Origin of the sequence: Serratia bockelmannii, from assembly GCF_008011855.1 — a bacterium.
Lineage (GTDB): Bacteria > Pseudomonadota > Gammaproteobacteria > Enterobacterales > Enterobacteriaceae > Serratia > Serratia bockelmannii.
Genome location: NZ_VOUX01000006.1, coordinates 21,362 through 46,240, shown reverse-complemented (window position 1 = coordinate 46,240; position 24,879 = coordinate 21,362). Strand labels below are relative to the sequence as shown.

The following is a 24,879-nucleotide window of genomic DNA, read 5'->3' as shown; positions in this document are numbered from 1 at the left end:
TGACTCTGGCAGAAGGCCAAAAACGGCCATCATGATGACAACAGCGGACCGACCTTAGGCTTTGCTCACCTGGCCGGCGACCAGGCGCCCCTGATGGAAGGTGGCGTTGCGCGCCGGCAGACGGGCGACCGCCTCGGCGGAGCAGCTGGCGTTGACCAGCACGAACTCGGCGGCATCGCCGGCTTTCGGCCAGGCGCGCTGCCCCTTATCGTCCAGCGGCAACACGCCGCCGGTGGAGATGGCCATGGCGCGCGACAGGTGATACTCGTCGGAACCGCGGTACAGCTGAGCATACAGGTTGGCCTTCTCCAGGATGTCGCCGGTGCCGAACGGCGACCAGTGGTCGATCACGCTGTCGGTGCCGGTCATCACGAACACCCCTTTCTCACTGAGCTGTGGCAGCGGCATCATCAGGCCGCCGATTGGCACCGTGGAGGCGATGGTGATCTGCTGCGCCGCCAGCCGGGTGGCGGTTTCCGCCAGTTCGCCCGGCGTCAGCGTGGTCAGGGCGAAAGCGTGGCTGATGGTGACCTTACCGCGCAGCGCCGGGTTTTTCTCCACGGTGGCGATCATGTAGTTGATGGCGGCGACCCCGGCCGGGCTGGTTTCATGCAGGTGGATATCCACGCCTTTGCCGGTATCGAGGGCGATCTGGAACATGGCGTCCAGCGATTTCTCCATCGCGCCGTCGACGTTGGTCGGATCGAGCCCGCCGACGTACTGCACGCCCATTTGCATCGCTTCGCGCATCAGCGCATCGACCCTGGAGTGCAGCAGGCCGTGCTGCGGGAAAGCGACGATTTCACAGCTGAAGTCCGCCCGGTGGTTTTCCAGCGCGCGCTGCAGGTGCTCCAGGCTTTTCAGGCCGCTGACCGGATCGATATTGCAGTGGCTGCGCGCCACGGTGCTGCCTTTGGACTGCAGCAGGGCGATCAGATTTTCCGCCCGCTGCTGTGAGGTGGGCAGCAGTGTCGGGATCAGCGTCTGCTCCAGCGCGATCATGTCCATGATGGTTTTGCCCTGGCGCGGGCGCGGCGCCTGCCACGGGCCGCTGTAGAAGGTTTTGTCCAGGTGGATGTGCATATCGCGAAACGCCGGCAGCAGCAGCTGGCCCTGCGCCTGATAGCGGGGCACGCCGGCGGGCAGCGCGGCGTTGGCGGCATGAATGGCGGCGATCTTGCCGTCTTTGATCTCAAGCGTATACAGCGCGGTGCGGGTGCCGATCACCGTTTCGCCGTCGTATTCAAAGCCGTCTTCGAGCCGCACCTCACTCAGGCAGTAGTGGCGATCGGTCAGGGTCATCGGCGTTGGCGCACATTGCCCGTCGCCCGGTGACGCGGCCTGCGCCATGCCGCCGGTCAGGCCGATCACCGCGCAGGCGGTGGTGAGTTTGCCGGTTTGGCTGAGGAAGGCTCTGCGGCCCGGTTGCTGAGGGTTTTCCACGTTCGGTTCCTTAATCCAGAGGTGAGGGAGTGAAAACATCCCCCAATTTAGGAGAGGAACCGACCGGTTGGCAGCGACATTTGCCACTGGTGACTATTCGATTTGGTAATGATCGGCGTCTGCCGGCGGAAGGGTGCTCTTGGCTTGCTCTTTCGCAGCTTTAATGGCTACATTTGTAGTCATTAAAGCTACATTGAGGTCAGCGTGATGCACGATCCGATGCTCGAATTACTGTTCAGCGAATACCGTAGAAAAGTGCTAAGCCTGCTGTTTATTGAAGCCGGGCAGGCGTTTCATGTGCGAGAAATTGCGCGGCGCACCGCAACTCAGGCCGGGACTTTACATAAAGAGTTGAGCCGGCTGGCTGAAGGCGGCATCTTGCTCCGGCAGCGGCAGGGCAACCAAATTTGCTATCAGGCTAACGCCGATTGCCTGATTTTTCCCGAGCTGGCGGCGATTTTCCGCAAGACCTGCGGCCCGGCTGCGCGCTTACGGCAGGTGCTGACTGGATTTGGGGAGGACATCGAACGGGCTTTCATCTTTGGTTCCGTCGCCAGTGGCAAAGCGACGGCGGCCAGTGATATCGATGTTCTGATCGTCGGTAAACTGTCTTTTACGGATGTAATTCAGGCGGTTTATCCGCTGCAGGCAACGCTGGGTCGGGAAATTAACCCCAAACTGTACTCGCCGGAAGAGTGGCGAGCGGCTTTGGCCGAGAACTCCGCGTTTATTCAGGACATTATGCAGAAACCCCAACTCTGGATTACGGGAGACAAGGATGACGCTGGACAATCTGGTCGGGCTGGGACTGGAGGTGATAACGCCTGACGCGGGGGCGATTAAAAAATTGCTGGCCGCCGCCGCTCGCAACCGACGCGATGCGGGTATCACTCAGCTCAGCAATGAGAGCCGTTTCGACATGGTATATAAGGCGGTCATGCAAATGGCCAATGCCGCTTTGCAAGCCAAAGGATACCGCACGCTGACCAGCAGGCCTGGCCATCACCAGACCATGATCCAAACGTTGCCGCTCACTGTAGGGTTGCCGCGCGAGGCAATGATCTGCCTGGATGCATTGCGAAAACAGCGCAACGTGGCGGATTATTCCGGCGACTTGGTGACGGACGCGGCGGTACAAGCTTGCCTTGAGCAGACAGAAGCGCTGTGGGTACGGATTATCGACTGGCTGCAGCGCGAACATCCGCAGATAGTGGCGTAAGCGGTCTCATTTCAACCCGCAAAACACCGCCAGCCGCTGGGCCAGCGCCAGCGTGGCGGCGGGGGCGCCGTCGCGGTAGTAGAGCGCCAGTTCGAAGCTGTCTATCGGCGGTAATCCTTCGGCCTCGCCCAGCACCCGGTGCGCGGGCAGACGGCAGCCGGCCGGCAGCAGGGTGACGCCCAGCCCGGCGGCGGAAGCGGCGGTCAGCGCCGCCAGGCTGGCGCTGCTGTAACCGATGCGCCAGCGTTTGCCGAGGGTGTCCAGCGCCTGGCACAGCTCTTCGCGGTACAGGCCGTTGAGCGGAAACACCGCCAGCGGCACCGGCGATTGCTCGATGGCCGGGAAGGCCAGGCTGTCCAGCCACAGCAGCGGTTCCGGCCGCGCGGCGCGCGGCGGTTGCCGGCGGCGCTGTTTCACCAGGATCAGATCCAGCTCTTCACGCGCGTAGGCGCTGTGCAGATCGGCGCTCAGGCCGCTGGCGACGTCCAGCCGCAGGTGCGGGTGCTCACGGCTGAAGTCGGCCAGCAGCTCGGTGGTGGGCACGGCGAAATCTTCCGGCATGCCGATCCGCAGCACGCCGTCGCGCCAGATGCCGGTCAGCGCGTCGTGGGCTTCTTCATTTAGCGCGATAATGCGGCGCGCGTAGCTCAACAGCTTGACGCCTTCTTCGGTCAGCAGCACCTGATGCGAGGAGCGCTCAAACAGCGGCTTGCCCAGCATCTCTTCCAGCCGGCGTACCTGCTGGCTAACGGTGGACTGCGACAAAAACACCCGCTCTGCGGCGCGGGTGAAGCTGTTGCTGTCGCATACGGCGACGAAGCTGAGCAGCAGCTGCGGATTGAACATCGGGTAGCGATTCATTTTCCCACTGTTGGCTATTTTATTATTTAATTTCCCAATACTAGCGGCGTTGCCTACAGTAACGCAATGCTGCGGCGATCGCGCTGTGACGCCGCACTCTTCATTTCGCAGTACCAGGAATATACCTTGTTAAATCATTCTGTTAATTCATCCTCCTCGCGCCGCTGGTTCAACCCCCTGTTGCTGGCGCTGGTGTTGATCGGCCTGAACATGCGGCCGCTGTTGACCTCGATCGGCCCGTTGCTGCCGACGCTGCGCCAGGCTACCGGGCTGAGCTTTGGCGGCGCGGCGCTGCTGACCACGCTGCCGGTGCTGATGATGGGGCTGATGGCGCTGGCGGGCGGCGCCATCAACCGGCTGTTCAGCGAACGCAGCGCCGTGACGCTGAGCCTGCTGGCGATCGGGCTGGGAGCGCTTTGGCGCGAACTGGCCCCCGGTAGCGTGCAACTGCTGATGAGCGCGGTGCTGGGCGGGCTCGGCATCGGGGTGATCCAGGCGGTGATGCCCGGCATCATCAAGCATCATTTCCTCAAAAGCATGGCGCTGGTGGCCGGGCTGTGGTCGGCGGCGCTGATGGGCGGCGGTGGGTTGGGGGCGGCGATCACCCCGTGGCTGATGAGCGTAGGGCACGACTGGCACAGCGCGCTGGCCTGGTGGGCGTTGCCGGCGCTGGTGGCGCTGCTGGCCTGGTGGCCGGTCAGCCGCGGGCTGTCTCGCCTGGGCGCGGCGGGCGAAAACCGCGGGCCAGGACTGCTGCGCAACCGGCGCGCCTGGCTGCTCGGCGCCTATTTCGGCCTGATCAACGGCGGCTATACCAGCCTGATCGCCTGGCTGCCGCCGTATTACATGCAGCTCGGCTGGCAGCCGCAGGCCAGCGGTTCGCTGCTGGCGTTGATGACCTTTGGCCAGGTCGTGGGCGCGCTGCTGCTGCCGGCGCTGGCGCGCAATCATGACCGGCGGCCGCTGCTGTTGCTGGCGCTGATGATGCAACTGATCGGCTTTATCGGCCTGATTTACCTGCCGCAGACGCTGCCGTGGCTGTGGGTGTTGGTTTCCGGGCTGGGGCTGGGCGGCGCGTTCCCGCTGTGCCTGGTGCTGGCGCTCGATCACCTGCACCAGCCGGCGGCGGCCGGGCGACTGGTGGCCTTTATGCAGGGCGTCGGCTTCCTGCTGGCGGGTGTGACGCCCTACCTTTCCGGCCTGCTGCGCGACTACAGCGGCGGCTTCGTGCTGGACTGGCAGATCCACGCGCTGCTGGTGGTGGTGTTGATCGCCATCACCTGGCGCTTCCATCCGCACAGCTACCGACGGGCGTTCGCCGAATAATATTTCTGTCATTGCCGCTCCCTATAGTGACGTTGCTTTTACTTCTGGGCGATAACAACGAAAAGGGACAATGACATGCACAACACCAAAACCCGGCTGGCGCTGCTGGTCGGCTGCATGGCGCTGAGCGCCAACCTGTGGGCCGACGCGCAGCCGGTGCAAGCGACGCTGGCCGGGCATGCGCTGCTGCCGGTAAAATCCGCCGTTTCCACGCCGAAGGACGCGCCGAGCGATCTGCAGCAGAGCGGCAAATACACCAGCGGCAAACGCGTCACCGAGCTGGGCAGCGTGGCGGGCAAATCCGCCGATCGCCTGACCGGCCTCGGCCTGCCGATCGACGGCCAGCCGCTGCAGGGCCACTCCGGCATCAAACACATGCCCGACGGCACCTACTGGGTGCTGACCGACAACGGCTTCGGCAGCAAGGCCAACTCCCCGGACGCCATGCTGTACCTCAACCACTACAAGATCGATTTCAAAGACGGCACGGTCGCGCCGCTGAAGACGGTGTTCCTGCACGATCCGGATAAAAAGGTGCCGTTCCACATCATCAACGAGAGCACCGAGAAGCGTTATCTGACCGGCAGCGATTTCGATCCGGAAAGCTTCCAGTTTGCCGACGATGCCTTATGGATCGGTGAAGAGTTCGGGCCTTACCTGATCAAGGCCGACCTGAACGGCAAAGTGCTGGCGGTGTTCGACACCCAGGTAGACGGCAAGGTGGTGAAATCGCCGGACAACCCGACGCTGACCCTGCCGGGCGCGCCGGACGGCAAGCAGAACTTCCAGGTGGCGCGTTCCAAAGGCTTTGAAGGCATGGCCGCCTCGCCGGACGGCAGCAAGCTGTACCCGCTGCTGGAAGGGGCGCTGTGGGACGGCGAGCAGTTCGAGAACGTCGGCGGCAAACGCTACCTGCGGGTGCTGGAGTTTGACGTGAAACAGCAGGCCTGGACCGGCCGCAGCTGGCAGTACGTGCTGGAAGACAACCAGAACGCCATCGGCGACTTCAACATGATCGACGCCACCCACGGGCTGGTGATCGAGCGCGACAACGGCGAAGGCACGCCGGATAAAGCCTGCGCCGCCGGCGCGCCGACCGACAACTGCTTCAGCCAGGTGGCCAAGTTCAAGCGGGTGTATAAAATCGCCTTCTCGGACGCCAACGTCGGCAAACCGGTCGAAAAACTGGGCTATATCGACCTGATGAACATTCAGGATCCGAACAAGCTGGCGCGCAAGCCGCTGAACGACGGCGTGCTGACCTTCCCGTTCTTCACCATCGAGAACGTGGACGTGGTGGACGCCAACCACATCATCGTCGGTAACGACAACAACTTCCCGTTCTCCTCCAGCCGCCAGCCCAATATGGCGGATGACAACGAGTTCATCCTGCTGGACGTGAAGGATTTCCTGAAGTAGCGCTCCCCGGCCGCCGAATCGCCGGCGGCCGCCATTTCCCGCTTAGCGCAGTGAACAAACTGCGCTATAATCAGCGCCTTGCTTCTCCCTTCTCCAAGGAAGATCCTCGTCCCCGGTGGGGCGGCCGGACTTCAAATCCGGTTGGGGCCGCCAGCGGTCCTGGGCAGGTTCGACTCCTGTGATCTTCCGCCAATCAATATCTCCCAATCTCCTCTGTGATTGTCGGCTCCGGTAGAGTAAGTTTGCTTCTTTCGCTTTGTGATAGCGCAGCTTGCGTGGGTAGAAGAAACGTTCATGAAGAAGGACTATGAGGCAGTAAGCCGTTGACGTAAAAACCGCTTACGCGGCCTTTTTATTTCTGAGAAACAGGGCAAGCAGATACAGGGCGCCCAGCGGCAGGGCCATGACATAACAGAATGCATAATACAGGATCAGCACGCCATTTTTGCCTATGGTATCGGCGAACAGTCCGCGGTGCCAAAATTCTTCACTCGTGAACTGCAGGGCGGCCATTTCAGTGCCTTTTTTAGCACAGGGATACAGTAAAAAGCTCAGGATGGAGAGGATCAACGAAAGTGCGATATTCACCATGTCCTGGAAAGAATAGATGTAATAAAGCGCGATAAAAAAGTAAGTCACGCCCCACACCTGACTTTTCCAATAATACGCTTTGGTCATTTGCGCCTCCCTGGGCATGAGTTCCTTTCTGTTTCGTGCTTGGCGAAATGGAATACCGATGCCATTGCCCGCGTCGCGCGGTTTACCCAAGGCGTCTGAGTATGCGCAGGGCTTCGGCAAAATGCCATATTACCGGCTTATCTGGCAGGCGTATTTGGGTTCTGCAGCGAGCGTCCCTCTCCCCAACACATAGCCCCCTCACTCCCGCTGCAAAAAGAACTGCTTGATGGTCTGCCGCAGCCAGCGGTGCGCCGGATCGCGATCCAGGCGCGGGTGCCAGGCCTGGACGATAAACACCGATTCCAGCTCAAGCGGCAGCTCGATCTCCGCCAACGGCAGGTGGATGTTGCTCACCCCCTGCAGCACGTGGCGCGGCAGCGGCAGGATAAAGTCCGATTTCATGGTCAGCATCATCGCCGAATGAAAGCCCGGCAGGGTCAGGGCGACGTTGCGCTGCAGGCCGAGATCGCGCAGCGCGTCGTCGATCGGCCCCTGCGTGCGTCCGCGGCGAGAAACGCTGATATGCGGGTAATGGGTCAGGGTTTCGGGCGTTACCCGGCCTATGATCGGGTGCCCAGGGCGCACCAGCGCCTGAAAGGTGCTGGTGAACAGGCTCTGCGTCTTGATTTCCGGGTGCCAGTCGCGTGAGGAACCGATCACCAGATCCACTTTGCCGCTGCGCAGCGCGTCATCCTCGCCGTCGCTTTCGGCGATGAATTTCAGGCCGCTCAGCGGCGCCGATTCCCGCAGCGTCTCCAGCAATCCGCCCGCCAGCGCGCCGATAAAGATATCGTTGGCGCGAATGGTGAAGGTTCTGGTCAGCTTGCCGGGTTCGAACGCATCACTCGGTGCGATCAGCGCAGTGGCCTGCTCGATGATGTCGCCGAGCTGGCGTTTCAACTCCAGCGCACGCGGCGTCGGCACCAGATGCTTACCGGCTCTGACCATGATCGGGTCGTCGAACTGCCGGCGGATGCGCCCGAGAATGCGGCTCATTGCCGGCGCGCTCAGATTCATCTTCTCGGCGGCGCCGCTCACGCTCCCTTCTTCCAGCAGCAGATTCAGCGCATAGATCAGGTTGAAATCAATTTTTTGCGGCATGGCCTCTCCGGGGGTGGTGCGCTCAATGGGTTGCGTTTTGTGCAACTAGTTAATTACATCATTTCATTTTAAACAATCGAAATAACTCCGGATACTGCCTACGACAACAAAGATTGAGGCTGAAACAGCAGGAGTGGGGAATGGTTGAGGTGTCTGTTACGCCGCACCACAAAAATCGATGGCTCGCCAGCGCCGGTGAAATCAACGGCCGTACCTGGCTGGGGTTGTTCGGCGTGTTTTTGGCGGTGATGGCCAGCGGCGTGGGGGAAAACGCCAGCAAGTTTGCGCTGGCGGATATACAGGGTGGCATGCTGCTGAGCTTCGATGCCGGCAGCTGGCTGACCACATGCTACGTCACCGGCTTTGTGATCGGTTCCGGGTTCACGCCCTGTTTTTGGCCGACCTTTTCGCTGCGCCGGGTGGCGTTGACGATGTGCGGCATTTACCTGGCCGGTGGACTGTTGACGCCCTGGTTGGGAGATCAGTATGGCGTGCTGCTGGCGGTGCGCAGCCTGCAGGGCTTCGCCGGCGGCGCGTTGCCGCCGATGCTGATGACGGTGGTGCTGCGTTTTATGCCGCCGCTGATCAAGGTGCTGGGGCTGGGTGCCTACGGCTGGGTCTCGGCCTGGAGCGCCACGCTGGGCGCTACCGCCGCCGCCTTCGCCTTTCACTGGGGCTGGAGCGGGTATTTCTACTGGAACCTGCCGCTGATGGCGATCGCCGCCGTGTGCATCGGTTACGGCCTGCCGCAGGATCCGCTGCGGCTGGAGCGCCTGCGGCAGTTCAATTGGCGCGGCCTGTTGCTCGGCGGCATGGCGCTCGGCATGTTGACGGTGGGCATTTCACAGGGGGAGCGCCTCGACTGGCTGAACTCGCCGCTGATCTACGTTTTATTATTGGGCGGCGGCGGATTATTGGCGTTATTTCTGATTAACGAATGGTATCACCCGCTGCCTTTTTTTAATTTGCAGCTATTAAGCAAAAGGAATTTGTCTTTCTCCTTAATTACGCTGGGTGGCGTGCTGTTAATTATGGTGTCGCTGGTTAATATCACGTCGGGATATTTAGCCGCGATTCAGGGTTATCGTCAGGAACAAACCTCCGACTTAATGCTGTGGGTCGCATTGCCGCAATTAATTACGCTGCCGATCGTCGCCATAATTTGCAATACGCCGCGGGTGGATTGCCGCTGGGTGCTGGCGATCAGCCTGCTGTTGATGGCCACCGCCTGCGTGCTGGCGGCTCAGCTGACGCCGGAATGGAACGGCGACACGTTCCGCGTCATCGCGCTGTTGCAGGCGGTCGCTCAACCGATGGCGATCATCCCGTTGCTGATGCAGGCGACCGGCGGGCTGTTGCCGACCGACGGGCCGTTTGCGGCGGCCTGGTTCAACGCGGTGAAAGGTTTCGCCGCCACCGCTGCCGGCGGCGCCATCGCGCTGCTCAGCCGGCAGCGCGGGGATTATCACGCCGGTACGATCGCCGACGGCTTCGGCTCGGCCTACAGCCGCGCATCGGGGTCGGCGGAGCAGCTGGCGCAGCTTGCCGCCCGGCAGGGCCACGTGCTGGCCAGCGCCGATCTTTATCTGTTGGTTGCCGGCCTGGCGTTATTACTGACCGCGCTGATTTTAGTTATGCCGACCCGTATTTATCCGCCGCGTTCGGTCGCTGCCTGACATTTTATCATCAGAAATAAATATTAATTGGAGTCACTTTTATGGCTAACAAGAAAGTCGCCGTCGCCGTATTGGCGGTTGCCGTCATTACGCTGGGGTTATTAATCAATAAGTTCTTTATTAAAGAGACACAGCAGAATACCAACGACGCCTATATTCGCGCCGATATCTCGCGTATTTCTCCGCAGATTGCCGGTGAAATTGCGCAGGTGTTGGTCAGGGACAACCAGTGGGTCAAACAGGGGGAATTGCTGGCGGTGATCGATCCGCGTGAATTCAACGTCGCATTGGCGCAGGCGACGGCGCAGGAGCAATCCGCCCGCGCCCGCCAGGACGACGCCAGGGCCAACCTGACCCGACAGAGCGCGCTGATCGCCGCCGCGCAGGCGGAGCGGCAGGCGGCGCAGGCGGAGCTGGCGTTTGCGCGCCAGGAGCAGAACCGCTACCAGAGAATGGCCAGCAGCGGCGCGGGTTCACAGCAGGCGGCGCAGCAGGCGACAACGCGAGTGCACACGCTTTCCGCCAATGTGGCGCAGGCGGAGGCGACGCTTAAAGCGGCGCGAAACATGGAGCAGGTGCTGCAAGCCAAGCTGGCGGACAGCGATGCCGAGTTGATGCTGGCGCAGGCGAAGAAAGCGATGGCCGAGCTGAACCTGTCTTACACCCGCATCACCGCGCCGATCGGCGGCGTGATCGGCAAGAACAGCCTGCGGGTCGGGGAGTTCGTCAAACCGGGCGATGCGCTGCTGGCCATCGTGCCGCAGGACAAGCTGTACATCATCGCCAACTACCAGGAAACCCAGCTGGAAAACATTGCGCACGGGCAGTCGGTAGACATCCATATCGATACCTTTCCCGGCCAAACGCTGAAAGGGCAGGTGGACAGCATCGCGCCGGCTTCCGGCGTCAGTTTCGCGGCCGTGGCGCCGGAGAACGCCACCGGCAACTTCACCAAGATCGTTCAGCGCATCCCGGTGAAAATTGTATTTGATATCAACAAAGAGCACGCCGCTTTGTTGAGCGCCCTGCGCGTCGGCATGTCTGCGGACGTCAGCATCAATACGCTGGACGGGGGCCTGCAATGAACAGAGCCGTGATCCCGCTGCTGTTGATTGCGCTGAGCGGCTGCCGGGCGGTGGGGCCGGACTACGCTCGGCCGCAGAACGCGCTGCCCGAGAGCTGGGGTGAGCAGGCCGGCGGCGGGGCGCTGCCGGTGGCCTGGTGGTCGATATTCAACGATGCGTCGCTGTCGCAACTGGTGCAGCGCGCGGCGGCCGGCAACCTGGATCTGCAGCTCGCCACGGCGCGCATGCAGCAAAGCCGCGCCTTGCTGGGCGTGACAGAGGCGGCGCTGATGCCGGATCTGAGCCTGGACGGCGCCTATCAGCGCCAGCGCGCCACCTCGGTGGGCAGCATGGATCCGTCCGGCAACGGCGGAGAGGCGGATTATAACCTCTGGCGCGGCGGATCCAGCGCCACCTGGGAGCTGGACATGTGGGGCAAGCTGCGTCGCGCGTCGGAAAGTGCGCGCGCCGGCTTTGCCGCTTCGCAGGAGAACCGGCGCGCACTGCTGACGTCGGTGACGGCGGAGGTGGCGAGCGACTATCTACGCCTGCGCGCCACGCAGCAACAGCTGGCGGTGGCGCAGGAAAACCGCGCCACGGCGCTGCGCACGCTGCAGCTGACGCAAAGTCGTTATCAGAGCGGCGCGGGCAACGAACTGGATGTCGATCAGGCGCAGGTGCAGTTGGCGCAGGTGGATGCCCTGCTGCCGACGCTGTTCGATAGGCAGGAACGCTTGATCAACGCCATCAGCCTGCTGTTGGGCGAGCGGCCGGGCGCGCTGAAAGCGATGTTGGCGCCGACGAAGCCCCTGCCGACGCTGGCGCGCGCGGTGCCGATGGGCGTGCCGTCGGATCTGGCGCTGCGCAGGCCGGATATTCGCGAAGCGGCGGAGCGTTTGCATCAGGCAACCGCCGAGATCGGCATCGCCACCGCCGACTACTATCCGCGCATCACGCTGACCGGCAATGCGGGCTATCAGGCACTGGCATTGGCGGATATGGGCAGTTGGTCCACGCATACCTTCGCCATCGGCCCCGCCCTGTATTTGCCGCTGTTCGACGGGGGGAAAATCACCCAACGGGTGCGCCTGAGCGAATACCGGCAGCAGGAAATGGCCATCGCCTACCAGCAAACGGTGTTGCGCGCCTGGCACGAGATCGACGACGCGCTTTCCGGCTATCGCGCCCAGCAGCGCCGCCAGACGCACCTGACCGAGGCGCTGGCCGCCAACCGACACGCGTTTGCGCTGGCGCGCGACAGCTATCTGAACGGTGCGAGCGATTTTATCCACGTTCTGAGCACGCAGCGTGCGCTGCTGGATCTGCAGTCCGCGCAAATTGTTTCAGAGGAGGAGACGGCGATCGCCGTGGTGAATATCTATCGAGCGCTGGGCGGCGGCTGGGAACACACCTACCCGTCGGCGGCGCCACAGGAGAAGGCTGATGCACAACACGCTGAATAAGATTGTCGACGAGATGCTGGAAAGAGACACCCGCCGCAAACGGGAGGCCCGGGTGAGCGCCGTGCGGCAAGTCACCGCCCGGATCCGCCGCATCACGTTGAGCGGCGACGATGTGGATAAGTTTATCGCCGATCCGCGCGCGCAGGAGCCGGCCAGTTGGGTCAAAGTGTTCTTCCCGTGGCGCGACACGCTGGCCGGACGGGCTTACACCCTGAGCGGCATCGACAAACTCGCCCGCACTTTCGATATCGATATGGTGCTGCACGGCGAAGGCCCGGCGTCGAACTGGGCGCGCGACGCGATGCCGGGCGACAAGCTGGGGTTCGCCGGCCCTTGCTCCGGCGGCTTCCGATTGTTGCCGCAAACTCGCTGGCTGCTGTTGCTGGGCGATGAGACCGCGTTGCCCGCCATGCGCACCATTCTCGCCTCGCTGTCCGACCCGTTGCCGGTGCTGTGGTTCGCCGAAGTGGGCGATGCGCAGGAGATTCAGGATGTCGATTATTCCTTTTTGCAGGTGAACAGCTGGCAAATTCGCACCCGACATTTTGACAGCGTGATGAACAGCCCGCTGGTGCAGGCCGTCAGCCATTGCGAACTGCCGTCCGGCGAAGGGCAGGTATGGCTGGCCTGCGAACACCAGATTGCCGCGTACCTGAAGGCGCGCTTTATCAACGAAATGGGTATCTCCCGCGCTGCGCTGTTTGCCAAGGGGTATTGGAAAAAGGGCGAAGCCAACTTCAAGGGCGCGATTTAACTCAGGCGAGTGAGGATGGTTATGATTGAGAGAGTGTTATTGGCGGTGGACTGCTTTGAACACAGCGGCAATGCCCTGGATTTTATGGCGCGCCTGCAAGGCTGCATCGGCGACGTGATCGTGCTGACGGTGGTAGACAATGCCTTTACGCTCAGCCGCAGCGGCCTGCGTTTTGACAGCGATGAGCGCGAGGAGTACCCCGCCGCTCAACGGGAAGAAGCGCTGGCGGAAAAGCAGGTCGGTCAGGTGACGCGGGCGCTGAAGCAGCAGGGTTTCAATGCCCAGGGCTTGCTGGCAGCGGGGACGCCCATCGAGGTGATCCCGGAACAGATGGCGCTGTTCAACTGCGATTTGCTGATCATCTCGCACCGCCACCTGTCTTCGTTGGGGCGCTGGCTGAACGCCTCCGTCACGCGCGGCCTGCTGGATGAGATTGGCCAACCGGTATTGGTGATCCCGCGCTAAGCCGGAGGGGGATCTCACTGGCGCTGATAGAGATAAATGTCGGCGCGCCGATCGTTGGGGTTGGCGATCGGCCTCTGGCCGCTGCGCGCTGGCCTGGCGCCGAGCGCAATCAGGTGAATGGGGCTGGCCTGAGGTAAGCGCTCGGCGATACGGTAGCCGCGTTGATATGACAGTGCTCGGTTGTGGCTCGCGTTGCCTATTGAGTCTGTGCGGCTGACAATAAATATGCCGTCGTAGTCGGACGTCTGGCTGATGTGCGAGCAGCAACGCGCCAGCGTCGCCTCATCAACCAGGGCGCTACCGCTTGCGAAATGCACCGTGCCGACATGGCTCATGACGATGTTTTCCTTGGTCAGTAGCAAGGCGCCGAGGCTGTTGGCGTCGTAAGCGTTTTCCTGGTGGCACAGTGTGCCCAGGTACTCGTGCAACACGGTGACGAATCGATACTGCACCAGCTGGCTACGGCTCAGCCGTGCGTTGGTGCGGCCGTCGAACCGGAGCAGGCCGGCCTGGCGTTTTGCGTCGCCGAAGCGTTCATATATCGGGCCGGTTTGGCAGCTGGACTGATTGAGCTCGTCGCTGCTTTTAGCATAGGAAAAAGGGGCGCAGAGCAGCATCAGCGCGATCGTTATAACTTTATTCATGTGCGTTAATGTTCCTGGTGGTGGATTCTTGCGAGAAGATAAAGTTGAATTGCTCTTCCAGCGTTGGCGTGGATTCGTTGTTTATATCTTCAAGGTTGATATAGCCCGGATCGGTGAACCACTGGGTAGCGCAGCTCAGCTCTTCGAACTTATCTCGGCCATCCTGATTCTGGGTAACGACGATCAGCTTGGCCGACTTATTATTGATAAAGCCGGTCTTAATGGCTGCGCAGCTCTGTCGGATGCCGGTGACCTCGTCGGGATCGATAACTTCTTTTGTGTCCGACGCAAACAGAATAATGACGTTGCGTGCCATGCCGCGAGAGGCAGAAAACGCGGTGCGCCCCGCCCACAGTAGCCCTTCCAGCGTTTTAATCTTATTGGTGCTAAAGTCGATGCCGGAAAGCGCGCTATTCACATTTTGGGATGAGGTCAGGCCATACTTTACGGTGCTGGCGGGGCAGGTGCCGGCATCGCCAAAATAAACGCCGCGTTTGACCGCGAGGGAGGATAGATATTCCGCACTTTGGTAAGTCGTCTTTGCGGCGCGTTCAAAATCACTCTGCGTAATTGAAAATATTCCAGAGTTAGCAAAATTATCGGTATAATCATCCAGAAGATAATAGTTATCGTACCTTTTTGCGTAATGCTTGGCCAGAGGAAAGTAATCAATTTACTGTTGTTGTTGCTTAAGGTTGTCTATAACTTCTTTCTGTGCATCGACATTTTCTTTGGCAATCTTTATGTTTTCATTAGCCATTGGCAGCATCGCCTCAGCAAGTCTTATCTCTTGTTGATAATAACTTATTTGTTCTGTCAGCTCTTTATATTCCTGAGTGCCGGGATCATGTTGACTAAGCTCATTATTCAAATATATTATCATCTGATTACTATAATCAATCTCTGCGTTTAATCTTCCGAGATATTCCTCGGCCATTCTTAATGTATTTGCAAGTTCAGCCAGGTAATCTTCTTGCGCAAAGAAGCTTTCCCACCAGACAAATGAAAAGGCATCGCTCCGGGCGATCCCGGTATAGCATTTGCCCCCGGAGTTGACGCGAAAAGAGTATGGGATCACCGTCGTTCGGGTAGCCGGCGCTTCGGCATACAGGCGGGATAGTGAGCTCATTAGCGCCGCCCGCGCCTGCATCACGTTTGCACGGTTAAGACTGCTGGCCTCGACGGCGATAATCACGTGTAACGGTCTGAAAACTTTGACGGCGTTATCCGCCGTGGAGATCCTGACCTCTGGGTCGAGGCCAATGGTTTTGTTTATTTCATCGAAGGGAACGTTAGTGTTTTGACTGACGTTGGAAGTGGTCGCGAGCAGTTCGCTGATCCGCTTATTTTCTTTTAGCTCCTGAAGCTTTTCCAGCGTGGTTTCTTGCAGCTCCGCTGAGAAGGCATGGGTTGCCTGATTCATATTGGCGCCTGTCGCTTCGGCTAGCCGCCCAGCATTGGCGGTCACCGTTCCTCTTTCTACCATCGAGGTACGGGTCACGACGGAGGTCAGCCGCATTTCTCGCGTTTTTTCCATGATGGTGGAGGAGTAGTTTTCGACCCAAAAAATAGAGATCACCACCATCATGCCGCCAATCGCCCACAGCGGCATTAATCCACCCTGTTCATCACCTAAAAAACGCTCGAATTTATTCTTCATGATTATTATCTTCTAATGATGATGGCCAATTTGGATGGCACTTTCTGCCAGCAGCGTTTTATTTTTAGAGAATAATCCCGGTTCTGTTTTTTTACAGATGGAAACCCGATACACCGAGTTAGATTTGCCGAATGAGGTTTTGATATCGATGCCATAGTCAGTCAGCCGCTTGGTGAGCTGGCAGCCTTCTTTGCTCCCGGGTAGCTTATACATGCTGTATTGCCCCGTTGCGTAGGCGATTTCCTCAACGAAAACGTCGAAAAACGGCGCTTCTCCGCCGTTCTTGAACTGGCTAAACATTTTAGCGACGTTAACGACGTCGCCTTGGCTTAAATTGGCATTGCCAAACAGGCTGTCACGATGGGAAATAATATTCACCATTTGATCGGCCAGTTTATTAATACTAAACTGTACTGACATGACCAAAGCCTGCTGCATGGTATAAATCAGCAGCACGGACAAGAATAGGGTAACAAAGGTGCCTTCAACGGCGACGCTACCATCCTCATTATCAATAAGCCTGTTAATGGAAGTAATCATTGACGATAAATACCTCGCGATCAAATTGTTGTGGGAAAGACAGTAGGTCGCTTATCCAATCGCTGCTGTATTCACGTTGGATCTGATAGGCGATGTTAATCAGCTTGGTTTTCTTTCCGCACTTTTTGCTGACTTTGATATTGATATCCTCATAGCAGGTTATCTTTGGCTCCGAATAGAGCAGCGCGCTGAAATAAAACTCACTGCCGCTTTTGTTTAAATCGGCCAGGAAGTTTTCATTTATCTTTTCGACATCGTTGTCTAAAAACGAGAGATCGACGCGCTGTGACGCAAACTCTTCGTTGAAATAAATGATTGAGATATCGTTCTGAAACCTCAGCACCTCATAAATCATCATCAATATGATAAAGAGGATCGGCAGCAGCACGCTGGCCTCGATGGTTGAGATACCTCGCTCCTCACTCCCTACTCTAGTGAATAGACTTATCATTTTGCGATTTTCATACCGTTAAGATCGTTGATGATCGTCATGGAATCCTCGCGGGAATAGCGCATGCTGAGCAGCTCAAAGGCGCGGGTCTCTTGGTCACCGCGAATCAGCGCCATGATCAGGTTGGCATACATCTCTTTAGATTCCGTATTGCTATAGCCGGCATACAGCAGAGAAGGGTCTATATCCCCTGTGCTGGCCTTGGCCATGTATTGTGCAATCTTCAGGTTGTCGGCCAGCGCCGGGTCTCCCGGCAGGTAGGTTCTGGCGCGCTTCAGTTCGGCGATGCAGGTTTCATACTTATTCTGCTTACAGTAGGCAATGGCGGCATACATCAGCGATTTGCCGCGCATAGTAGCGCTTTGGGCAAGCGCCATTTTCCCTTCGGCAAAATTCTGTTTATACAGAGAGATAGTTTCCTGATATTGATGTCGCATCAGACTGTTCTTCATTAGTTCGATAATCACCCTTGGGTAATTCTCATCTGCGCGGCTAATTTTTCCCTGAATAATCTCCAGTTCCTGGCCCTCCATATCATATTTATTCATCTTGGAATAGATATCGGCCAGGTAGAAGCGTGTCTCGATATTGTCCGGTTGCGCTTGCAGACTATCTACCGCGATCTCCCTGGCCTTTTCAAAGGCGCCGACGCGGACCGCCAGCTGAGCCGTTTCTCGATCGTTTCTCAACATATCGGGCGTGCCGTTGACGCAGGCAGCAAGAAAGACTATCGAAGTGAGGACTAACTTTTTCATTACGAGATCATCTCCAATGACAGGCTGCCCATGGCGCGTAGCAGGCCAGGAGCAATGATTTCAACAATAACCGGGAACATGATAAAGAGAATGAGCGGTATCCCCATCTTGGCGTTGACGGAGCCAATTTTTTCTTCGGTTTCTATAAAGTGAAACTGGCGGATCTCTTTAGATAACTCTTGCAGACCGGACTGCATGCCAGCGCCGAACTGGGCGGAGTTACGCACGGTTGCGATAAACTCCTTGACCTCGCTTAGGGGAACCTCTTCATAGAGCTTTTCGCAGGCGATGTTTATATCGCTGTATTTCAGCGTGCGTGAAAAGTTCTGCATGCTGTTGCCTAACAGACCGGAGAAGCGATAGAGCACCGGGGAAACGGTTTCTAAAGCGGCCGTCAGCGTCATGCCAGTTTTGATACAGGTGGCGCACAGATCGAGAAAGTAGACGAAGTTGATCCTGAACTTTTTGATCTCGTTCTTATGTTTTCTCTCGAGATAAATCTTTGAGCCAATGTAGTATACGATCATGAAAACAGGAATGACATAGAATGACAGATTACCCAGGCAGGCTAACAGCGTTAGGGACAGAGTTGAAAAGAGAAATATGCTAGAGATATAAATATAAAATAGGGTGCTTTCTTGTAGCGAGTAATATCCTGCCTTATTAATGAGAGCATGGTATTCCGTATGGGACAGGTTGTTTTCAACGTAGAATGATAGCTTTCTCATTAATAAAGAGAACAGGTCTTTAATCCTGTTTTTCAGGCTGAGGTAGTCATCGAGGTTCTCGTGTGAGGAAACGATAAAGTAAAATTTATCATAATACTCTTCTTCTTTCTTGTGGCTCTTTAATCCCCAGATAAACACAATAACGCCGACGATAAAGAGCGAGGTTGAGATAAAGAAAATCACAGTTCAACTCCCTTAATCATGCGTGAAATAATGAAAAACCCGATGCTGACGCTAATGACCACGTAAATCACCACGTAGCGGCCATAAAGCTCATCGAAGAGGTAAACGAAGTTCCAAAAGGCGAACTTATAGAGTACGACCAGCATCAGCAGCGGTAAAAGCGCCAGGATCTTTGCCGCCCCGCGTGCCTCTGAGGTTAACGCCTTGGTTTTTTTCTTAATGACTTGAGCGGCGACCAGGTCATTGGCCAGTGACAGCAGGGTATCTTTCAGACTGCTGCCTTTTTGTATGGAGATACGAATATACGAACTAAAAACAAAGTAGCCTTTATAGGGGTAGATTTTCTCACCCCGGCTGAGTATGTCATCAAAGGACACGCCGTTTTTCAGTTGGAATGAGATGCGGGTAAATTCTCGCTTCATGATATCGCTCAGGTTCTCCGCCGCTGCATCAATGGCCGCGTATATCGTCTGGCCCACGGCCAGGTTGCGGCTGATAAGCCGCAGCGCATAGGGGAACTGTGCTTCGAAATAGTCGCTGAAACGGCTCTGGTAGATGCCGTACAACGCGGCAAACGAAATAGCTACCAGGATCACGGTGCCAAATACATAGGCAAACGACGAGGCGCTGAAGGTCAGGCAGCAGAACCACCAAAACAGGATGTAGCCGCCGCTGACCACCAGAGACATCACCAGGCTTTTGGTGCCAAAAATAAACACGAAGTCGGGTAGGTAAGACTTGCCGATGAGCTTTTTTATTTCCTTGGTTTTCTCTTTCTCAGCCGGCTTCGCTTTACCGAAAAAGTTCTCCCACTTTTTCTTCTTCGCGGCCTTTTGCCTGACGTATGAGAACATCAGCAGCAGAAGCAGCAGGGTGATGAGGAAGCCCGTCAGGTTAGTCATGCAGGATGCCTTTGAGCTCTGGGAGCAGCCCGGCGAACGCGGCCTTTGATTCCAGAATGGAGTAGGCGATATTCTGCTTATGCGCATACTTCGTGACCGTATCCGACTCTTTTCGCCTTTCGAGCAGGAACACGTCCTGGCTTTGAATGACCTCACCCTCCAGCGTGCCGATTTCCGTAATGTTGGTAATCTTCCTCGAGCCGCAGGGCAACCTTGCGCATTGAATAATAATATCAACGGCCTGCGATATTTGGCCGCGAATGGTTTTGGCCGAGATATTGGAGTTCGCCATGGAGAGCATGCTTTCCAGGCGCACCAGCGCGTCTTTTGGCGTATTGGCGTGAATGGTTGAGAGCGAACCTTCGTGGCCGGTGTTCATGGCCTGAAGCATTTCAAAGGTTTCATCGCCACGACACTCGCCCACGATGATCCGGTCTGGGCGCATACGCAACGCGTTGATCACCAGGTCACGAATCGAGACTTCACCGCCGCCGTCAACACCCTTAGGGCGCGACTCCAGGCGCACGACGTGATCTTTTTGCAGCTGCAGCTCGGCGGCATCTTCGATGGTGACGATGCGGTCGCCATCATCGATTTCGTTCGAAATTGCATTGAGCAGGGTGGTTTTCCCTGAACCCGTCCCCCCCGAGATGATGATGTTCGCCTTGGCCCTGACCATCAGGCTCAGGTAGTGCCCCATCGCCTCACTCATCGAGCCAAAGTTGATCAGGTCGATCAGGTCTAATTTATCCTCTTTAAACTTTCGGATGGAGATGGTGCAGCCATCTAGGGCCACGGGCGGAATGATGATGTTGACGCGGCTACCGTCGGCCAGGCGGGCATCGACCATCGGCGAGCTTTCATCTACCCGACGCCCAATCGGCGCAACAATACGCTGCGCGATACGCAGGATCTGCTCATTAGATTTAAACTGAGAATCTTGCTTGATGAGTTTGCCCGCCCGTTCGATGTAGATGGATTTACACCCGTTAACCATGATGTCGTTAACGCTGGGATCGGCCAGCAGATCTTCGATGGGCCCCAGCCCGAAGATGTCGTCATAATAGCTTTTGATCAGCTCATCAAACTTTCTTCTGGTTAATATAATATTTTCCAGATCGAGCGCCGGTATGAGCAGTTCTTCAATTTTCATCAGCGCTTCATGAGTGGCAGAGCTGTCATAGTTTTCTATTTTTATTTGCTCTAACAGCGCGTTTCTGATTTTTTCATAGGTTTTTATATCCATGTCATCACCTAAATATGCTGTCTATAATGTTTTTGCTTTCTTTCTTACGGTTGAAAGCGGTTAACAACCCCCCCAGCAGGTTGGCGTTATTGTTGAAGTCCACCTTGATGCCCAGCTTGGTGTGGATTTCTTTATCCGTGATTTCAGTTGCCAGCTTACCGGCCTGTTTTCGGATGGAGATCAGCTTGTCCCTTCTTTTCTCCCCTTTATCCTGCTTAAAGCCAATTCGGTTCTTGAGATAGTTAAGGTTATAGATAGACTCGATCTGCCCATTGGTCATCAGCACACGGATGTCGCTCTCATTGAGCAAATTAATTCCGCCGTGCAGCGTGAGAAAATAGTAGGGGATATTAATAAAAATAAATCCATAGGAGTTTGCCAGCGATTCGATGAATTTCTCAACGCCGTTGAGGAAGGCGTCAACGTTGTCAACGTGCGCCTCGTCGTTGGCAATGTTGAAGGAAACGTAGTCGAAGTGATCTTTTATTTTCATCACCAGTTTCAGGGACGAGGTGGTATCCAGTTCATTCTCATAGCCCAGCACGTGCTCAACGGTGTTTTTATTGGCCTTTACCCCCAATGCGGCATCAAAGAAAATGTTTGCGATGTCGCAGTTAACAAACAGCATTGAATAGCCTTTCATCATTTCGCTGTTACAGAGATCGTGAAAAACGCGATAATTAATATCGATATCAGGCGAGGTATTGCACAACCCGATCACCAGAGAAGTTCTGGAGCGCACATAGCCGAAGTGTTCCACTATCCCCAGCAGCAGCAGGCGGATCTCACTGGTGCGGGTAAAATAGCTGCTGAACCCCAGCTCGCGAGCCTGCCACGTTGCCTGGATCGAATCCTCGTTGCCGATCAGCATGGAGGGATAGCGACCACGCAGCATCATGGCGATGTCCGCGATTTCAGTCTCGCTGTAGCTCTGGGCATCCAGCACAAAATAATTTTTCCCCGTCAGGGCGTTATTAACAAACTCCAGCAGGTCGCCAGCGGGGATGTGCTTGATCATCGTATCGACGTCGTACAATGAGAGTGGTTCTGAGAGTGATAAAAAATCAGTCTCAGTTTTGGTTAAAACAATCACGCTGGCCTTTTTCTTTTTGGCCTCGTTTTTTCTCTTTAGTTTTTCTATGAACATTAACGTGCTCTCTCAGCGAAATCATTACCATTGGTCGAGCAAACTTCTCGCTCCGAATAGTTATCCAGAGCCTGCTCGTCGGAGCTGTACCAGTTAAAATCAGAGAGCCGGAACCGATAGCAACCTCGCTCGGTTTTATGCCGGTTACCGATGGCAATATAGTTTGCGTCAAGCTGGTTCACGCTCTCTTGCAATACAGCATTAATGCCATACTGTTTCTGTATTTCTTCTTGCAGCCTGATCGCACGGTCATAGTGGTTATCGCTATAAATAATCGCCAAGCTGCTGATGGAGCCGATTTTCTTGCTTAAAACAAAGTTTTCAAGCTTTGCCATCTTGGTGCGGTCGGGGTTGCCGACAAACTTAACGTAATACGCCTTTCTTTCGTCGGGCTGCCTTTCGAACGCGCAGCCGTTTAAGCCCAGGCAGATAAAAATAAGGAGCAGCGAATTAGTTAATGACATAGTCGGCTCCTTTGACAAAGACATCGGTAATGCTGTTATCACTGTGCCCGAGATCGAAAAAGACCTCCCACGGGCTGGAGAATTTGGCGTAGGGGAGCTTGATGTAGTTTCTCTCTACGGGTTTGACATACTCAACGGTGGCGAAGATGACTAATTCACTGCGCCCAGATGTGAACCCGGTTGACTTGAACAAGGCGCCCAGCACTGGAATGTCGGCAAATCCTGGAACTTTATTAACATATTGCGTTTGGCTGTTGTCGATCAGTCCGCCGAGGACGAAGCTCTCTCCATCCCGCATTCGTACTGAGGTCTTCACGTTACGCACGTTAATCGTCGGCAGCTCGGTGTTCTCATATTTATAGTACCCGCCGATCTGAGATGATTCGACGCTCACGTCCATGCTAATCGAGGAGTCCGAATTGATCACCGGTGCAAAGTTCAGCATGACGCCATAGTTTTTCCATTCAACCGTTGAGCCATTTTCACTGCGCTGAAAAATAGGTATCTGCCCGCCGCCGTGAAATGATGCGGTCTTCCCGTTGGTGACCGTGATACTTGGCGTGGTCAGCACGTTAGCCAGGCTGTTTTTCGCCAGGGCGTTGATGGCTACGCCCAGAGAGTCGAAGTTAAACCCCTTAACCAGGCTGCTGTAGATGCCGTTGTTGATAGTCAGATCGTTACTCACGCCGGTGCTGATCTTGCCCCGCCCCCAGTCAATGCCCAGGGTTTCCGTCACGTCCTTCGAGACTTCCGCGACCGTAACCCTGATCTTAATTTGCTGATTTTTTTGGGTTACTAAGGAGTACCTGACCTGATCGCTATCCACGTACTCTTCGATCAGCGACTTGATCCGTGCGCCATCTTCAGTGGAAAATACCGGGCCGCTGACCAGCAGCGAGTCGCTCATGTCGATGACCTTCACGTCTTTAAACCCCTCGCTGATCAGCAAGGTATTCAACATGACGGATTTCTTTTGCAGATCGTTCACGGTGATCAGCAGCGTTTGACTCTCACCGTTGGTACCATTAACGGAGAGATTGGTTTGCCCGCTTTTTTTACCGAAGACATAGATGTGGTTCTCATCGACCACCCGGAAGTCGGCAATTTCCGGTGAGCCAACGACGATTGACTTCACGCTGAAGTCAATCTCAAGATCGGTCGTTTTATTGATGTCCACGTCGAGCGCCGCAGCGTTAAAGCTGGCGGTTAACATCACAATAAGAAAAACCGCCAGCCTGTTAATATTTACGAATTTCACTTTGCGCTCCCCTGATTTCAACCACGCGGCTTTGCCTTTCCGAAATGGGCGCCCCAGAGACAATGTCTGACGGGGTAATCTCTCTTGTGCTGTTATTTATTTTGGCGATGCCCTCATTGATATTGTGAACCTTGGTGGGCGTGATGAAGAACATCCCCATAATTTGCGCCTGAATGACTTTATCCACGTCCTCGGGCTTGAAGTAGGCATAGACGATGGTCGTTGAGGACTTGTCATCGCTGACGGCCCGGTTGCTGTGCACCTCATTCGCCAGCGAATTCTCCCCGCTGGTTGTTTTCATCAGGCTGGAAACCAGCCCCGACTGATCGAACTTTTGCAGCTTATTGAGGTTGCCGTTGCCCATAAAGAACCACACCTTGCTGGCGAACTGTTTGACCCGCGTGTCCTTGTAGTCTTTCCCCGTGGTACCGTTATCGCTGCGCGATTTTTGATAAAGATCGTCCCGGTAGGCTTTGTTATCATTGGAGACCAGGAACAGATCGATAAAACCAAAGTCCGCGATGTTAGGGTTCTTCAGGCTGGCGGTGGTGACAGAAATAGGCAATATCGAATAGCTCGAATCGATTTTCTGCAACAGGTTGCCAAGGTTATCTTTCGAGGCCCGTTCGCCGGAGGCAATATTTTGATATGCCACGCCGCCGGACGCCATTAGTCCGCGAAAGTCCTTTTCGCCAAAAATCGTGTCTAGCCAGGCGGGGGGCGAGCCTGGTGGATATTTTATCTCTTTCTCGGTGAAGTCATCCGTGGTGACGATAGCACCCACATCAATATTATGCTTTGCGGTATAATAGATAAGGCTTTTATTCACTATGAGGTTCTTAGTCTTTTCCTCGTCCTCGTTGCCTTTATCGCTGTATATACCTACTACGCCGGCTAACATGGTTAGCAGTGCGACTATTGCAATAAATTTAAAGCGCACAGATGCTCCTTATCAAACTGCACCGATAAACGTATAGGTACATAAACTGATTAAAATAGGGATGGCGTAGGGTACGCCGCTCCTTACTTTATCATAGCGCTTGATCAGCGAAATTTTTGACAGGGCATATGTCCATAAGATTGCCCATACGCCACCCATAAAAACAGTCAGGTAAATAACGTTAACGTATTGTTCCGGCGGCACCACCAGCATGGTGATGAACAGCAGTTTGGTATCGCCAAACCCCAGTATGTTGCAAGACGAAAGAATAATACCAACCAAGAGCATGGCAAACGGCCATATCAGAATTTGGCCCGAACCAATAATGCCTGGGTGGGAAAAAATATAGCAGTATGCCACCGTAAGTATCATAAAATGCGCTACGTTAGGTATTCTTCTTTCTGTGATATCTTTAAGTGATATGTATAAAGATATGATTATTATCGCTATGAACATATAGGTTTTAAATATAGCCCTCGAAGAGTCGAAGGC

Annotated in this window: 27 protein-coding genes and 1 tRNA gene; 10 read left to right on the top strand and 18 right to left on the bottom strand. The window is 56.0% G+C overall.

What is annotated here, in order from left to right; genetic code table 11:
- Positions 1 to 54: 54 nt before the first annotated feature.
- Positions 55 to 1,443, bottom strand: coding sequence for an amidohydrolase family protein (locus FOT55_RS10360; RefSeq protein ID WP_147823444.1), 1,389 nt, complete (start codon positions 1,441 to 1,443; stop codon positions 55 to 57).
- 207 nt (positions 1,444 to 1,650) lie between these two features.
- On the opposite strand from FOT55_RS10360, the gene FOT55_RS10355 reads away from it, so the two are divergent.
- Together FOT55_RS10355 and FOT55_RS10350 are read left to right on the top strand one after the other, a co-directional pair.
- The gene (locus tag FOT55_RS10355) at positions 1,651 to 2,271 is read left to right on the top strand and encodes a nucleotidyltransferase domain-containing protein (RefSeq protein ID WP_147823468.1); all 621 of its coding nucleotides are present in this window, start codon (positions 1,651 to 1,653) and stop codon (positions 2,269 to 2,271) included.
- Positions 2,222 to 2,662, top strand: a complete 441-nt coding sequence (locus tag FOT55_RS10350) for a DNA-binding protein (RefSeq protein ID WP_127146958.1) — start codon at positions 2,222 to 2,224, stop codon at positions 2,660 to 2,662. Before FOT55_RS10355 ends, FOT55_RS10350 begins: the two co-directional genes overlap by 50 nt.
- Before the next feature lie 6 nt (positions 2,663 to 2,668).
- Here FOT55_RS10350 and FOT55_RS10345 read toward each other — a convergent pair whose 3' ends face one another.
- Positions 2,669 to 3,523 (bottom strand): LysR family transcriptional regulator, encoded by an 855-nt coding sequence (locus FOT55_RS10345; RefSeq protein WP_060434874.1) that lies wholly within the window; start codon positions 3,521 to 3,523, stop codon positions 2,669 to 2,671.
- 126 nt (positions 3,524 to 3,649) lie between these two features.
- Between FOT55_RS10345 and FOT55_RS10340 the strand changes: the two genes are divergently transcribed.
- From FOT55_RS10340 to FOT55_RS10330, 3 genes are all read left to right on the top strand, one after another.
- Positions 3,650 to 4,849 (top strand): cyanate transporter, encoded by a 1,200-nt coding sequence (locus tag FOT55_RS10340; protein WP_141971772.1) that lies wholly within the window; start codon positions 3,650 to 3,652, stop codon positions 4,847 to 4,849.
- 75 nt (positions 4,850 to 4,924) lie between these two features.
- Complete coding sequence (locus tag FOT55_RS10335; protein WP_025304806.1) at positions 4,925 to 6,268, top strand: esterase-like activity of phytase family protein; 1,344 nt, start codon at positions 4,925 to 4,927, stop codon at positions 6,266 to 6,268.
- A gap of 97 nt (positions 6,269 to 6,365) precedes the next feature.
- Positions 6,366 to 6,460, top strand: a tRNA-Sec gene (locus FOT55_RS10330).
- 147 nt (positions 6,461 to 6,607) lie between these two features.
- On the opposite strand, the gene FOT55_RS10325 is transcribed toward FOT55_RS10330, so the two are convergent.
- Positions 6,608 to 6,946, bottom strand: a complete 339-nt coding sequence (locus tag FOT55_RS10325; RefSeq protein WP_033645080.1) for a colicin E1 family microcin immunity protein — start codon at positions 6,944 to 6,946, stop codon at positions 6,608 to 6,610.
- Between the two features lie 198 nt (positions 6,947 to 7,144).
- Complete coding sequence (locus FOT55_RS10320; RefSeq protein ID WP_016929547.1) at positions 7,145 to 8,047, bottom strand: LysR family transcriptional regulator; 903 nt, start codon at positions 8,045 to 8,047, stop codon at positions 7,145 to 7,147.
- A gap of 140 nt (positions 8,048 to 8,187) precedes the next feature.
- Between FOT55_RS10320 and FOT55_RS10315 the strand changes: the two genes are divergently transcribed.
- From FOT55_RS10315 to FOT55_RS10295, 5 genes are read left to right on the top strand one after another with little or no spacing between them, the layout of a single operon-like run.
- Positions 8,188 to 9,723, top strand: a complete 1,536-nt coding sequence (locus tag FOT55_RS10315) for an MFS transporter (RefSeq protein ID WP_016929546.1) — start codon at positions 8,188 to 8,190, stop codon at positions 9,721 to 9,723.
- A 41-nt stretch (positions 9,724 to 9,764) separates the two neighbouring features.
- On the top strand, positions 9,765 to 10,808 hold the full coding sequence (locus tag FOT55_RS10310) for an HlyD family secretion protein (protein WP_060434858.1): 1,044 nt from the start codon (positions 9,765 to 9,767) through the stop codon (positions 10,806 to 10,808).
- Positions 10,805 to 12,250 (top strand): efflux transporter outer membrane subunit, encoded by a 1,446-nt coding sequence (locus FOT55_RS10305; protein ID WP_025304816.1) that lies wholly within the window; start codon positions 10,805 to 10,807, stop codon positions 12,248 to 12,250. Before FOT55_RS10310 ends, FOT55_RS10305 begins: the two co-directional genes overlap by 4 nt.
- Positions 12,231 to 13,004 carry a siderophore-interacting protein gene (locus FOT55_RS10300; RefSeq protein ID WP_025304817.1) on the top strand — a complete coding sequence of 258 codons (774 nt, stop codon included), beginning with the start codon at positions 12,231 to 12,233 and terminating at the stop codon, positions 13,002 to 13,004. The genes FOT55_RS10305 and FOT55_RS10300 overlap by 20 nt, the downstream gene beginning before the upstream one ends.
- 21 nt (positions 13,005 to 13,025) lie before the next feature.
- The gene (locus tag FOT55_RS10295; RefSeq protein WP_025304818.1) at positions 13,026 to 13,469 is read left to right on the top strand and encodes a universal stress protein; all 444 of its coding nucleotides are present in this window, start codon (positions 13,026 to 13,028) and stop codon (positions 13,467 to 13,469) included.
- Positions 13,470 to 13,483: 14 nt separating this feature from the next.
- On the opposite strand, the gene FOT55_RS10290 is transcribed toward FOT55_RS10295, so the two are convergent.
- The 14 genes from FOT55_RS10290 to FOT55_RS10225 form a co-directional block, all read right to left on the bottom strand.
- The gene (locus FOT55_RS10290; protein WP_060434853.1) at positions 13,484 to 14,113 is read right to left on the bottom strand and encodes an OmpA family protein; all 630 of its coding nucleotides are present in this window, start codon (positions 14,111 to 14,113) and stop codon (positions 13,484 to 13,486) included.
- Positions 14,106 to 14,531, bottom strand: coding sequence for a hypothetical protein (locus FOT55_RS10285; protein WP_147823443.1), 426 nt, complete (start codon positions 14,529 to 14,531; stop codon positions 14,106 to 14,108). The genes FOT55_RS10290 and FOT55_RS10285 overlap by 8 nt, the downstream gene beginning before the upstream one ends.
- 255 nt (positions 14,532 to 14,786) lie before the next feature.
- A complete protein-coding gene (locus FOT55_RS10280) occupies positions 14,787 to 15,773 on the bottom strand; it encodes a hypothetical protein (RefSeq protein WP_147823442.1) in 987 nt (328 codons plus the stop codon).
- A gap of 12 nt (positions 15,774 to 15,785) precedes the next feature.
- Positions 15,786 to 16,313, bottom strand: coding sequence for a tight adherence pilus pseudopilin TadF (tadF, locus tag FOT55_RS10275; protein WP_147823441.1), 528 nt, complete (start codon positions 16,311 to 16,313; stop codon positions 15,786 to 15,788).
- The gene (locus FOT55_RS10270) at positions 16,297 to 16,701 is read right to left on the bottom strand and encodes a hypothetical protein (protein ID WP_043140890.1); all 405 of its coding nucleotides are present in this window, start codon (positions 16,699 to 16,701) and stop codon (positions 16,297 to 16,299) included. Before FOT55_RS10270 ends, tadF begins: the two co-directional genes overlap by 17 nt.
- Positions 16,702 to 16,760: 59 nt before the next feature.
- Complete coding sequence (locus FOT55_RS10265; protein WP_043140893.1) at positions 16,761 to 17,519, bottom strand: tetratricopeptide repeat protein; 759 nt, start codon at positions 17,517 to 17,519, stop codon at positions 16,761 to 16,763.
- Positions 17,519 to 18,430 (bottom strand): type II secretion system F family protein, encoded by a 912-nt coding sequence (locus tag FOT55_RS10260; protein WP_043140897.1) that lies wholly within the window; start codon positions 18,428 to 18,430, stop codon positions 17,519 to 17,521. The genes FOT55_RS10265 and FOT55_RS10260 overlap by 1 nt, the downstream gene beginning before the upstream one ends.
- Complete coding sequence (locus tag FOT55_RS10255) at positions 18,427 to 19,332, bottom strand: type II secretion system F family protein (protein ID WP_049205748.1); 906 nt, start codon at positions 19,330 to 19,332, stop codon at positions 18,427 to 18,429. Before FOT55_RS10255 ends, FOT55_RS10260 begins: the two co-directional genes overlap by 4 nt.
- On the bottom strand, positions 19,325 to 20,578 hold the full coding sequence (locus tag FOT55_RS10250; RefSeq protein ID WP_043140903.1) for a CpaF family protein: 1,254 nt from the start codon (positions 20,576 to 20,578) through the stop codon (positions 19,325 to 19,327). Before FOT55_RS10250 ends, FOT55_RS10255 begins: the two co-directional genes overlap by 8 nt.
- A gap of 4 nt (positions 20,579 to 20,582) precedes the next feature.
- Complete coding sequence (locus tag FOT55_RS10245) at positions 20,583 to 21,725, bottom strand: hypothetical protein (RefSeq protein ID WP_147823440.1); 1,143 nt, start codon at positions 21,723 to 21,725, stop codon at positions 20,583 to 20,585.
- Positions 21,725 to 22,189 (bottom strand): hypothetical protein, encoded by a 465-nt coding sequence (locus FOT55_RS10240; RefSeq protein WP_043140909.1) that lies wholly within the window; start codon positions 22,187 to 22,189, stop codon positions 21,725 to 21,727. Before FOT55_RS10240 ends, FOT55_RS10245 begins: the two co-directional genes overlap by 1 nt.
- A complete protein-coding gene (locus FOT55_RS10235; RefSeq protein ID WP_142105465.1) occupies positions 22,176 to 23,447 on the bottom strand; it encodes a type II and III secretion system protein family protein in 1,272 nt (423 codons plus the stop codon). Before FOT55_RS10235 ends, FOT55_RS10240 begins: the two co-directional genes overlap by 14 nt.
- Positions 23,428 to 24,387: a hypothetical protein gene (locus tag FOT55_RS10230; RefSeq protein ID WP_060448365.1), complete on the bottom strand. Its 960-nt coding sequence runs from the start codon at positions 24,385 to 24,387 to the stop codon at positions 23,428 to 23,430. Before FOT55_RS10230 ends, FOT55_RS10235 begins: the two co-directional genes overlap by 20 nt.
- A gap of 12 nt (positions 24,388 to 24,399) precedes the next feature.
- Complete coding sequence (locus FOT55_RS10225; RefSeq protein ID WP_238476103.1) at positions 24,400 to 24,843, bottom strand: prepilin peptidase; 444 nt, start codon at positions 24,841 to 24,843, stop codon at positions 24,400 to 24,402.
- Positions 24,844 to 24,879: the final 36 nt, after the last annotated feature.

Bases quoted from the DNA above. Each gene is read 5' to 3' on its own strand.
- FOT55_RS10355 (WP_147823468.1), top strand. From the start codon at position 1,651: ATGCACGATCCGATGCTCGAATTACTGTTCAGCGAATACCGTAGAAAA.
- FOT55_RS10350 (WP_127146958.1), top strand. From the start codon at position 2,222: ATGACGCTGGACAATCTGGTCGGGCTGGGACTGGAGGTGATAACGCCT.
- FOT55_RS10345 (WP_060434874.1), bottom strand. From the start codon at position 3,523: ATGAATCGCTACCCGATGTTCAATCCGCAGCTGCTGCTCAGCTTCGTC.
- FOT55_RS10335 (WP_025304806.1), top strand. From the start codon at position 4,925: ATGCACAACACCAAAACCCGGCTGGCGCTGCTGGTCGGCTGCATGGCG.
- FOT55_RS10325 (WP_033645080.1), bottom strand. From the start codon at position 6,946: ATGACCAAAGCGTATTATTGGAAAAGTCAGGTGTGGGGCGTGACTTAC.
- FOT55_RS10320 (WP_016929547.1), bottom strand. From the start codon at position 8,047: ATGCCGCAAAAAATTGATTTCAACCTGATCTATGCGCTGAATCTGCTG.
- FOT55_RS10315 (WP_016929546.1), top strand. From the start codon at position 8,188: ATGGTTGAGGTGTCTGTTACGCCGCACCACAAAAATCGATGGCTCGCC.
- FOT55_RS10310 (WP_060434858.1), top strand. From the start codon at position 9,765: ATGGCTAACAAGAAAGTCGCCGTCGCCGTATTGGCGGTTGCCGTCATT.
- FOT55_RS10305 (WP_025304816.1), top strand. From the start codon at position 10,805: ATGAACAGAGCCGTGATCCCGCTGCTGTTGATTGCGCTGAGCGGCTGC.
- FOT55_RS10300 (WP_025304817.1), top strand. From the start codon at position 12,231: ATGCACAACACGCTGAATAAGATTGTCGACGAGATGCTGGAAAGAGAC.
- FOT55_RS10295 (WP_025304818.1), top strand. From the start codon at position 13,026: ATGATTGAGAGAGTGTTATTGGCGGTGGACTGCTTTGAACACAGCGGC.
- FOT55_RS10290 (WP_060434853.1), bottom strand. From the start codon at position 14,113: ATGAATAAAGTTATAACGATCGCGCTGATGCTGCTCTGCGCCCCTTTT.
- FOT55_RS10280 (WP_147823442.1), bottom strand. From the start codon at position 15,773: ATGAAGAATAAATTCGAGCGTTTTTTAGGTGATGAACAGGGTGGATTA.
- tadF (WP_147823441.1), bottom strand. From the start codon at position 16,313: ATGATTACTTCCATTAACAGGCTTATTGATAATGAGGATGGTAGCGTC.
- FOT55_RS10265 (WP_043140893.1), bottom strand. From the start codon at position 17,519: ATGAAAAAGTTAGTCCTCACTTCGATAGTCTTTCTTGCTGCCTGCGTC.
- FOT55_RS10255 (WP_049205748.1), bottom strand. From the start codon at position 19,332: ATGACTAACCTGACGGGCTTCCTCATCACCCTGCTGCTTCTGCTGCTG.
- FOT55_RS10250 (WP_043140903.1), bottom strand. From the start codon at position 20,578: ATGGATATAAAAACCTATGAAAAAATCAGAAACGCGCTGTTAGAGCAA.
- FOT55_RS10245 (WP_147823440.1), bottom strand. From the start codon at position 21,725: ATGTTCATAGAAAAACTAAAGAGAAAAAACGAGGCCAAAAAGAAAAAG.
- FOT55_RS10240 (WP_043140909.1), bottom strand. From the start codon at position 22,189: ATGTCATTAACTAATTCGCTGCTCCTTATTTTTATCTGCCTGGGCTTA.
- FOT55_RS10225 (WP_238476103.1), bottom strand. From the start codon at position 24,843: ATGTTCATAGCGATAATAATCATATCTTTATACATATCACTTAAAGAT.